This window comes from Ruegeria sp. CK1 (assembly GCF_056536545.1).
On sequence record NZ_JBQFPX010000018.1, the window covers coordinates 1 to 10,127 of the forward strand.

General features: G+C 52.2%; 8 protein-coding genes. 6 read left to right on the forward strand and 2 right to left on the reverse strand.

Annotation, left to right across the window (positions count from 1 at the left end; all coding sequences use genetic code 11):
• Positions 1 to 478: 478 nt before the first annotated feature.
• Positions 479 to 2,437: an acyltransferase family protein gene (locus ACR0L3_RS20415; protein WP_480747630.1), complete on the reverse strand. Its 1,959-nt coding sequence runs from the start codon at positions 2,435 to 2,437 to the stop codon at positions 479 to 481.
• Positions 2,438 to 2,916: 479 nt separating this feature from the next.
• Between ACR0L3_RS20415 and ACR0L3_RS20420 the strand changes: the two genes are divergently transcribed.
• The gene (locus ACR0L3_RS20420; protein ID WP_480747632.1) at positions 2,917 to 3,882 is read left to right on the forward strand and encodes a glycosyl transferase family 90; all 966 of its coding nucleotides are present in this window, start codon (positions 2,917 to 2,919) and stop codon (positions 3,880 to 3,882) included.
• A gap of 118 nt (positions 3,883 to 4,000) precedes the next feature.
• On the opposite strand, the gene ACR0L3_RS20425 is transcribed toward ACR0L3_RS20420, so the two are convergent.
• Positions 4,001 to 5,185: a zinc ABC transporter substrate-binding protein gene (locus ACR0L3_RS20425; RefSeq protein WP_480747633.1), complete on the reverse strand. Its 1,185-nt coding sequence runs from the start codon at positions 5,183 to 5,185 to the stop codon at positions 4,001 to 4,003.
• A 41-nt stretch (positions 5,186 to 5,226) separates the two neighbouring features.
• On the opposite strand from ACR0L3_RS20425, the gene ACR0L3_RS20430 reads away from it, so the two are divergent.
• From ACR0L3_RS20430 to ACR0L3_RS20450, 5 genes are all read left to right on the forward strand, one after another.
• Positions 5,227 to 5,754 (forward strand): Fur family transcriptional regulator, encoded by a 528-nt coding sequence (locus ACR0L3_RS20430; protein ID WP_480747635.1) that lies wholly within the window; start codon positions 5,227 to 5,229, stop codon positions 5,752 to 5,754.
• A gap of 2 nt (positions 5,755 to 5,756) precedes the next feature.
• Positions 5,757 to 6,491, forward strand: coding sequence for a metal ABC transporter ATP-binding protein (locus tag ACR0L3_RS20435; protein WP_480747636.1), 735 nt, complete (start codon positions 5,757 to 5,759; stop codon positions 6,489 to 6,491).
• The gene (locus ACR0L3_RS20440; protein WP_480747638.1) at positions 6,491 to 7,288 is read left to right on the forward strand and encodes an iron chelate uptake ABC transporter family permease subunit; all 798 of its coding nucleotides are present in this window, start codon (positions 6,491 to 6,493) and stop codon (positions 7,286 to 7,288) included. The genes ACR0L3_RS20435 and ACR0L3_RS20440 overlap by 1 nt, the downstream gene beginning before the upstream one ends.
• A 403-nt stretch (positions 7,289 to 7,691) precedes the next feature.
• Positions 7,692 to 8,423 carry a metallophosphoesterase family protein gene (locus ACR0L3_RS20445; protein ID WP_480747639.1) on the forward strand — a complete coding sequence of 244 codons (732 nt, stop codon included), beginning with the start codon at positions 7,692 to 7,694 and terminating at the stop codon, positions 8,421 to 8,423.
• Between the two features lie 142 nt (positions 8,424 to 8,565).
• Positions 8,566 to 10,014 carry a mannose-1-phosphate guanylyltransferase/mannose-6-phosphate isomerase gene (locus ACR0L3_RS20450; RefSeq protein WP_480747640.1) on the forward strand — a complete coding sequence of 483 codons (1,449 nt, stop codon included), beginning with the start codon at positions 8,566 to 8,568 and terminating at the stop codon, positions 10,012 to 10,014.
• Positions 10,015 to 10,127: the final 113 nt, after the last annotated feature.

The window sequence follows — 10,127 nt, forward strand, 5'->3', positions numbered from 1 at the left end:
TCAGAAAATCCAAACACAGAACGTTCAGACGGCAATTGCCACCTCGGTCAATGGCTTAACGTCTTCACATCGTCAGGCTCATAACCCGAAGAAATGTGGCGAAAATCATATGCCCATAATACAATCTCAGCGGTCGAAAAGAAAAAACTTTCAAGTTCAAAGATGCGTCGCTTGAGCTTCACAACCTTTGCACAGCACCTAGTTCGACAACGGTGCGACGACACGCAGCAAACAACAACACCGTGAAAGCACTGGAGCACCCAGAAAGACAGCTTTTTTCCTTCACGCCAACTCGTAGTCTTTGTCTGCGGCGTCAGAACGATAACCAAGTTTAAAACGATACCAATGAAAGTATATACAGCCGAGAAAAGCTACATTGGGCGGCTTATTTCTAAGATACCGCAGTTGTTGGTTGACGGAAAAGACTCTCTAAGACACTAAAATTTACGATATTGCGATGGCTCAGCGCTGTTAGGGGCTAGGGGTGCAAATTTTTTAGAGACGAGTGATGGTCGAGAATAGCGAGCCAGAGGGACGCGGATTGACTTGGAGACCAATGCCCATAATCAACGATGAAAGGTTTGCCCTTCTCTGTGATAACTGGGCATCCCGTCTCATTGCACAGGGCTTCAATATTGGAGAAGTACGGAACACCGTTGGCCTGCGCAGCATCAGCCAGACGTTTATCTAAGTCACGGTATAGCGAGAAATCAACCGCAGCGAGCGACGAACGAAGCGCAAAGAAGGAAGTTGCCCGAGCGGCTCGCAGTGGCAAAACTGGGTGAAGTTCGGCTCTTGGCCCTAGGAAGACGACAGGCAAACCTTCTTGGCGCAACCGAGCCAGATGTGCAATGACCTTTGCCTCAACCTCGGGATCTGGACCTATGGGCTCTCCTGATGCCTCTTCACGCTCCATGAGCGTTGCCGCACGTTGCGAATAGATGATCAGTGACAAGCGATCCCTGTTTTGCGCAAACCAGTCGAACGCATTCTGCCAGAACTGGTTGCATGCATTGAGCGGCCTTTCAAGGTCATCCAGACTGCAACCCGCGCCTGTGAATTGTAAGTAATTAGTTTCGCTGCCTGATTTGCTGGCGGCCACCCAAAGGTCCGCAGCATGACTGTCTCCAAGAATGACAACATTTTGCGCGTCTAGTGTATCATGACAGTCAGAAAAACTGTCCAAATAAAGAGCCGCCTCCCCACTTTTAAAATGACACTTTGGGCGTCTGATAGCGGCGGCGCGTTCGCGCTTTGCCTCTCGGATTGTTTTATCAAAACTCCGAATGTCCTCGGGAAGGCGTTCAGGAAAACCAGCAGATCTAACGACAGTAACGTTTATTGCAACCAACAAGGCTGCTGCGCCAACTGACATGGCTCCAAGAGTCCGGTCAGGAAGCGCGAAACCGACGTCACGGCGACGTCGAAACGGCTGCTCGACAAAGTGGTATAGCAGAACCGCAAGTAGAAACGAAACGGCCAGAAGCGCGGGCAAATCGGCGATAGTCGGTGTCCTGAAGTAAAGGAATGCAAAGAATGACGCGATCGGCCAGTGGACAAGATAGAGCGAGTAGCTGATACGTCCGATGTACACGATGGGCACCAGCGAGAGTGCGCGATTGGCAATCGCGCCCGGCCCGGCCCAAATCAGGATAGCGGCCCCCAAGCAAGGTATTAATGCTGAGAATCCTGGGAACCTAGTTTCTTTGTCGAAAGCAAAAACTGCAAAGGCAATCAAAGAAAGCCCCAATAAAGACAGGACGCTTTTGGCCGCGTTGCGAACTTGCAAATTAGGCGCCAGTGCCAAACAGGCACCGAGTGTAAGCTCGCCAAATCGAAATGGCAGCAAGAAAAACACGGCACTTGGCGCTCGCGATAAGAAAAGCTCGCTGAGAAAAAAGCTGCAGAGAGTGGCTACAAGCAAAAGCCAAAAGATTGAATTGCGCTTCACTCGTCGCAGGAAGAAGCCGAAAAGTAAGAGCGGCCAAACTAGATAGAACTGTTCTTCGACTCCAAGGGACCAGGTATGAAGCAGGGGTTTGTAAATCGCATCGACGTCAAAATAACCCGATTGAGTCCAGAATAGAATGTTCGAAAAAGAAAAGAGCGCAGCAATGCCGCTTGTAGCGAGAGCAGAAAAGTCCTCAGGTGAGAGTAGAAAAGAACCACAAATAATAGTCGCGAATAATACAGCAAAGAGCGCCGGACCAATACGTCGCAAGCGGCGCATGTAAAAATCACGATAAGAGAAGCGACCGTTTTCCCATCTTTCGAGAAGCAATCGTGTGATAAGGTAACCGCTAATAACGAAAAAAACGTCAACACCGACGAATCCACCCGAGACTGTGGACGCGCCGAGATGAAAAAGAACCACTGATGAGACGGCGATAGCGCGAAGTCCATCGATATCGGCTCGGTACTTAAGAGTCTCGTGCAAGCTAGGGTCCCCCAGAATGAAACAGTCGCACGAATAGCTGTTGTCTAACGCGAACTCAAGCACCGCACTGTGTCAAATATTGCTATACAGGTTTTCACTGATAAGCATTGGTTCGCGACGCATGCCACTAGCAACCTTTCCTGTAAGTCACCGTTGTGTAGAACCGACATTTGCGCCCCAGGAAACAAAATCCAAAATAGACGAACACCACGGGACTTTTCATTTGGATGTGCTGAAAATAGGGTCGCTAAGGTAAAGCGGCAGTGTGGCGAGAGAAGGCCCATGAGGTTCATGGGATGCTCACGCCCGAGGACGCAACAAACCAATCGAGATACGCTGAAAGAAAACACTGAGTTCAAGATAAGACAGTCAGCAAGTGTTTATATAAATCCTCACGGCAACTGCTTGGATTTCCCGCAATTGACCGACTTCCGCTCTGTGGGTAATTGAAGCAAACAGGTTCAAAATTCGGAAATCAGATGAAGCATCGGCGCAAGGTCAATTATTTGTTGGAGTTGCCGCGCCATGCGGATCGTCTCACGTACTATGCGCGGGGGGTATCCCATTGGTTAAAACCTTACGCATTGTGCGAACGGCAAACTGAAAGATTGTTGAACGAGGTAGAACTGCGCCCAGACATCGATGACATCGAAGAGCGTGTCGCTTATTACAACAAATTGGAAACGCCTTTTGACGCATCAGATGCTCCGCTGGTATCAGAAATAGAGAGTCAGCGAGGCCGCTATTTTCTAGATCTGATTGAACACGCAAAAGGTTTCGGTGCTGATCGGCACCTGCATTACCTGTTCGGTGATATCAAACTGGTTCCAGATGTGCCGAAAATCGTCAAATCGAGACCGATCTCAAATACCAATGCAAATTCCGTTATCCTCAATCTAAACAAGAACAGGCATTTTTCGTGGACATCCGATCCTGTTCCCTTTCGTGAGAAAAAGCCAGCAGCAGTATGGCGGGGGACAGCGCGCACCAATGCCCGCCGAATTCTGGTAGATAAGTTCTATGATCACCCTGAATTTGATATCGGCCACACAGGCAAAGAGGTCAGCGGCCGCCGTCCCAAGGGTGCCTTGACACATGGGCAGCAAAAACAATTCAAATATTTCATTTCACTAGAAGGCAATGAAGTCGCCACAAACCTTAAATGGGGTATGGCATCGAATATGTTGGTGATGTCGCCAAAGCTCCATTACGAGACTTGGTTCATGGAAGGGCGATTACAACCGAACAAGCACTTTGTTTTGTTGCGTGACGATTTCAGCGATCTGGAAGACAAAGTGGCGTTCTTTAATGAAAACCCAGACGCTGCAGAAGCGATAATATCCCAAGCTCATCAGTGGCTGGAACAATTCTCAGACCCTATAAAAGAGAAAATGATTGGAGCCAGAGTGCTGCAAAAGTACTTTAGTTTGTCGGGTCAGATTTGAAGCTCAGTTTGAAAATGTCAGGGACGACGCAGGCACTTGTTAAGAAAACACTGATTTTCAGCGTGGCCCCTGACAGTGGGTAACCTGGCCGACTTTTTACGCGGCCAGGCCTAATGTTCTACAGGCACTCGGCTATGGTCGTCGCCATATTGCGGATGACTTGTGGGTAAAGATCCACTCCGGGCTCAAGGTCAGATCCCAGCGGGTCGATCACACCAGTATTGGCTTCGGTGCCATCCATAACCGTTGCGACAATTCCAGGATTAAACTGCGGTTCGGTCATGACGCAATCGATACCTTCCTCGCGAATGCGCCCTTGGATTTCCGCGATTCGAGCTGGGCTTGGATCGCTGGCATCGCTCAGAGAAATCGCACCCGAGGCCGGGAAATCAAAGGCATCCTCGAAATATTGATAAGCGTCATGGAAGACGATGAAGCTACCGCCTCGAACGGGTTCAAGTGTTACGGCAATTTCGGCAGACAGCGCAGCCATTTCTTCGCGCGCAGCTGCGGCGTTGGCAAAATACGCACCAGCGTTATCCGGATCGGCGGCAGACAGTTGAGCTGCGATCACGTTTAGCCAGGTTTCTGCGTTTGCTGGAGACAACCAGGCGTGGGGATCATGTTCGCCGTGCGCATGGCCCTCATGATCGTCGTGCCCGTCGTGGTCAGCATGGTCTTCGTGATCATGATCATCATGATCATCATGATCATCGTGGTCAGCATGTTCCTCGTGATCGTGGTCGTCGTGCTCTTTGTCTTCAGCGTGCTCATCATGTCCATGATCATCATGCTCATCTGCATGCTCTTCGTGATCGTGGTCATCGTGATCCTTGTCTTCAGCATGCTCATCATGGTCGTGCTCGTCATGGCCATGATCGTCGTGATCGGCATGTTCTTCGTCATGGTCGTGCTCATCATGATCGTCATGATCATGCGCCTCAAACAAGGCGTCTTCCCGGAAGTCCAAAACAACTGTGCCGTCAGCTTCAAGCAGCGTAGTAACTGTTGCTCCATCGGCAAGCGTTTCCACTGCACCTTCCATCCATGGCGTGAGGTCTTCACCAATCCAGAACACTAGGTCAGCCTCTTGCAGCGCAGCTGCCTCTGAAGGGCGCAAATTGTACTCGTGGGGCGATGCACCGGGCTGGATAATCAGATCTGGTGTTCCAACACCGTCCATTACTCGGGCTACCAAAGAGTGAACTGGTGCAATATCGACCGCTACGTTCGGTACATCCGCCATGGCCGTTCCGCCCATAAGCGCAGCGGTGATCGATAGTGGTAGAAGCTTTCTGGACATCAGACCCTCTGTGTGATTTTATAACGTTACGAGCGACATACATGATATGGAATAACATGACAAGTAAGGCGCATCCTGTACCGGCTGATGAAACGACCCTTATTGGGTTCCAGAAACATGACCACGCAACTTGCGTTGAGACTGCGCTGTCTACGGCTGAGGGCCGGTGCAAGAAGGATGGTCTGCGTCTGACTCCGGTACGGCGCAAGGTGCTTGAGATGTTGCTGCAAGAACATCGTGCCCTTGGTGCATATGCAATCCTTGACCGCTTGCGTGAAGAGGGGTTTGGGTCCCAACCTCCGGTGGCCTATCGTGCACTTGATTTCCTTGTTCAAAATGGGTTCGTTCACAAGATCGAACGCTTGAATGCATTTGTTGCCTGTTCTCACCCGGATGCCGCGCATTCACCCGCCTTCATGATCTGTAGGAAATGCGATGCCGTGGCCGAGGCGCAATCCTCGCCAGCCAAAGGCGTTTTGGGTGCGGCTGCGCGCGCAGCGGGTTTCGAGATTGAGCGAACGGTTGTAGAAGCCGAGGGAATCTGCCCGGACTGCACCGAAAAGGCGTAGACATGACCCTTATCAACGTTGAAAACCTCAGCGTGCGCTATGGCGCAAACACCGTTCTGCGTCACGTAGACATGGCCATAGAACCGGGCGAGATCGTCACGATTGTTGGTCCAAACGGTTCGGGTAAGACCAGCCTTTTGCGAGCTATAATTGGTGCGACCAAGCCATGTGCGGGCATGGTTTCACTGAAGTCTGGTTTGAAAATTGGATATGTCCCGCAAAAACTACATATCGATCCAACCCTGCCGATCTCGGTCGAAAGGTTCATGCGACTGACGAATAATGTGTCGCGCTCGCAGTGCGTTGAGGCGCTTGAAGCTGCCGGTGTGCCTGATCTTCTTAAGCGCCAGATGTCGCAGCTTTCTGGTGGGCAGTTTCAGAGGGTTTTACTGGCGCGGGCCCTGATCAACCGGCCTGATGTTTTGCTTTTGGACGAAGCGACCCAGGGTCTCGACCAACCGGGGTCCGCAGCCTTTTACCATCAGATAGAAGAGGTGAGGCGCGAAACCGGCTGTGCCGTTTTGATGATCAGCCATGAACTGCACGTTGTCATGAGCGCCTCGGACAGGGTGATATGCCTTAATGGACACGTATGTTGCGAAGGTTCCCCCGCCGTTGTGGCGTCGGCTCCTGAGTATCGCGCGTTGTTCGGAACGGGTACTGGCGGCGCGCTGGCGCTTTATCGTCATGACCACGACCATGATCACTGTGACCACTCTCAGGAAGCAGCAGAATAATGCTTGATGATTTTATGACACGCGCAACACTTGCGGGCATTGGCGTAGCATTCGCCGCAGCACCTCTTGGGTGTTTTGTTGTTTGGCGCCGCATGGCCTATTTCGGAGATGCGACAGCGCATGCGGCAATCCTTGGTGTGGCGCTGTCCCTGACATTTCAAATGTCCGTCTTTACGGGTGCTTTGGCTGTTGCGCTTGTCATGGCACTGACAGTGACGTTGTTGGCTGGACGTGGTTATGCAATGGACACGTTGTTGGGGGTGCTTGCGCATTCTGCACTTGCCTTCGGTTTAGTGGCCGTTTCGTTCCTTTCTGGCGTTCGTATCGATCTGATGGCGTACCTGTTTGGCGATATTCTCGCGGTGTCGCGCTCTGATCTGATTGTGATTTGGGGTGGTGCAGCACTTGTTGTGGGGCTGATTACATGGCGCTGGTCTCAGCTTTTGACGGCAACTTTGAATGAGGAATTGGCTTATTCCAGCGGCTTTGATCCCAAACGGGAACAATTAATTTTGACTTTAGCGCTTGCCGTTACTGTGGCGGTGGCCATCAAGGTGGTGGGCGTTCTGCTGATTGCTGCGCTTTTGATCATTCCGGCCGCTGCCGCGCGTAGCTTGGCCCGATCTCCGGAATCTATGGCTTTGATTGCTGCTGCAATCGGTGCATTTTCAGCTGTTGCTGGGTTAAGGGCCGCATATGTGTTCGATACACCGGCTGGCCCATCTATTGTCTGTGTGGCGGCCGTTCTATTCGCATGTTTTAGTTTGATCGGGTGGCAGACACGCAAAGGGGCTTAATTCGCCTGCCGTTGGTTATTTCCGGTGGAGTTGCAACATTATCTTCGTTTCACCGACCGCTCCGTCCCCTTGAAACCCAGCTTTGTTTCACAGGGTAATGAGTAATGCTCTGAGTTTGTTCTCAACAAACTAAGACTTAGATTTCTGCAGCCGAGTTTTGGCCGATTATTGTCGTGAGCCGTTGCAGTCATGGTTCATGACCAAGGCCCATAACCGGATCAATGGCGTATGCAGGGTCTAAAGCAGCGAGATCATTCGCGTGCGGCTACCCGAGTGCCGCACTGCCCGAACTCGGTATTGCTCGTGGTTCAGTCCAAAGGTATCACCAACTGACCCTCAAACCGGTACCGCAACGCGGGCATCGGATTGCGTAACGGCCAACTGGGCAGGAGAGTGGCTTACAGTGCTGACATCGCTTTTCAAAAAGTTCGGGCGGCGCGCTTCGTTCATGCCGCCGAACCCAGACGAACCGCTATGCGTGATCGGTGATGTTCACGGCTGCATCTTCCAACTGGAAAAACTGTTATCGTCGGTGCCGCAGGGCTATCGGATTATTCTGGTTGGGGACTATGTGGATCGCGGGGAACACAGCGCAGAGGTGTTGCGTCTGGTCAGCGCGCGCTCTGACCTCACCTGCTTGAAGGGCAATCACGAAGAGATGCTACTGCGGTTCCTGAAAGACCCCAGAGGGCAAGGGCCTCATTGGTTGCGCTACGGCGGGCTACAAACCTTGGCTTCGTTTGGCGTCCGAGGCGTTCGAACAGAGATGACGGCAGTCGAACTCTCCGACTGTCGCGACAGATTGCACGACGCAATGGGCGATCCCCTATGTGTATGGGTCGAAGGGCTGAAAACATCGGAATTATCTGGCAACGTACTCGTGGTGCATGCTGCCGCCGATCCCGACCTCCCGGCCCAAGAACAAATTGACGATACTCTTATCTGGGGCCATCCATCGTTCGAATCCACAGTGCGGCGCGACGGTATGTGGGTTGTCCACGGACACACAATTGTTGATGTTGCTGCCGCACATCAGGGCCGCATTTCCATTGACACAGGCGCATTCGCAACCGGCGTTCTTAGCGCGGTATGCCTTGACGGATCAGAGCCCAGATTCCTAACCGCACAAGTCTGAAATTTAGCTTTGTCGCTTACGTCTACATTGCCTTGCATTCACGGTTTAGCGGTCTTTTTCCTTTTGGGGCCCAGCTAAACCTTGCCACAGCAATACGCATTTAATAGGACTTTTCCTAATTAGATCAGAATTCGAGCGTATCATGTTGATTACTCCCGTTCTCCTGTGCGGAGGGTCTGGAACGCGTCTTTGGCCGTTGTCCCGGAAAAGCTATCCGAAACAATTTGTGCCGCTTGTTGGTGAGGAAACCCTGTTTCAGGCCTCGGCACGTCGACTGTCGGGTAGGACACAGGCCTTGGAGTTTGCCGCACCAGTGGTTCTGACCAATTCGGATTTTCGATTTATTGTCGTCGAACAGTTGCAAGCTGTAGGAATTGATCCCGGTGCCATTTTGATCGAGCCCGAGGGGCGCAACACCGCGCCCGCGGTTCTGGCAGCTTCTCTGCGCGCTGCCGCTGAAGTTCCAGACGCGGTTTTGCTGGTTGCTCCATCTGATCATGTTGTGTCCGACGTCGACACTTTCCAAGCCACAGTCGCCCGCGGGCTTGACGCCGTGGCGCAAGGACAAATGGTGACATTTGGGATCACCCCGTCGCACCCGGAAACCGCCTATGGTTATCTCGAACTGACAACACCGGCCAGCAAAGATGGCGCGCCGGTCCCGTTGAAGAAGTTTGTTGAAAAGCCAAATCTGACCCGCGCATCCGAGATGCTAGAGGCCGGAAATTTCAAATGGAACGCGGGCATCTTCTTGTTCCGTGCATCAGACATGATCGCGGCTTTTCAAACCCATGCGCCCGAACTGATGGCACCTGTGAAAGCGGCTGTCGAAACAGCGACACCGGATCTGGGTTTCTTGCGCCTAAATCCGGAACCTTGGGCGCAGGCTGAAAACATCTCGATCGATTACGCAGTTATGGAAAAGGCAACGAACCTGTCCGTTGTTCCATTTGATGCGGCTTGGTCTGACCTGGGCGGCTGGGACGCGGTCTGGCGCGAAAGCGGTCCGGATGCCGATGGTGTGGTGACCAACGGATGCGCGACGGCGATTGATTGTCATAACTCGCTTTTGCGGTCGGATAGTGACCAGTTGGAGCTGGTTGGGATCGGCCTTGAAAACATTATCGCAGTGGCGATGAATGATGCGGTTTTGGTAGCGGATTCTTCACGAGCGCAGGACGTTAAAGAAGCCGTAACTGCTTTGAAAGCAAAGGGTGTCTCTCAAGCCACGGATTTCCCCAAGGATCACCGCCCGTGGGGATGGTTTGAAAGCCTAGTGGTCGGGGACCGGTTTCAAGTGAAGCGTATCTATGTTCATCCTGGCGCGTCTTTGAGTCTTCAGAGTCATGTCCATCGGTCGGAGCACTGGATTGTTGTCGAGGGCACGGCGCTTGTGACGATTGACGATCACCAGCAATTGGTTACGGAGAACCAGTCAGTTTACATTCCAGTTGGCTCCACGCATCGGATGGAAAACCCTGGGAAGGTTCCTATGGTTTTGATTGAAGTTCAGACCGGCACGTATTTGGGTGAAGACGATATTGTTCGGTACGAGGACAAATACGCTCGCGGTCAGGGTGCCAAAGGCTGATTTTGTCTCTGGTTTTTGACGCTTTGCGAGGCCCCCTGTTTTAGGGGGCCTTTTTCGTTTGTACATGAGCGTACCGCGCTGGGGTTAGTCGGCGCCAAAGAGGTCTCGGGTGA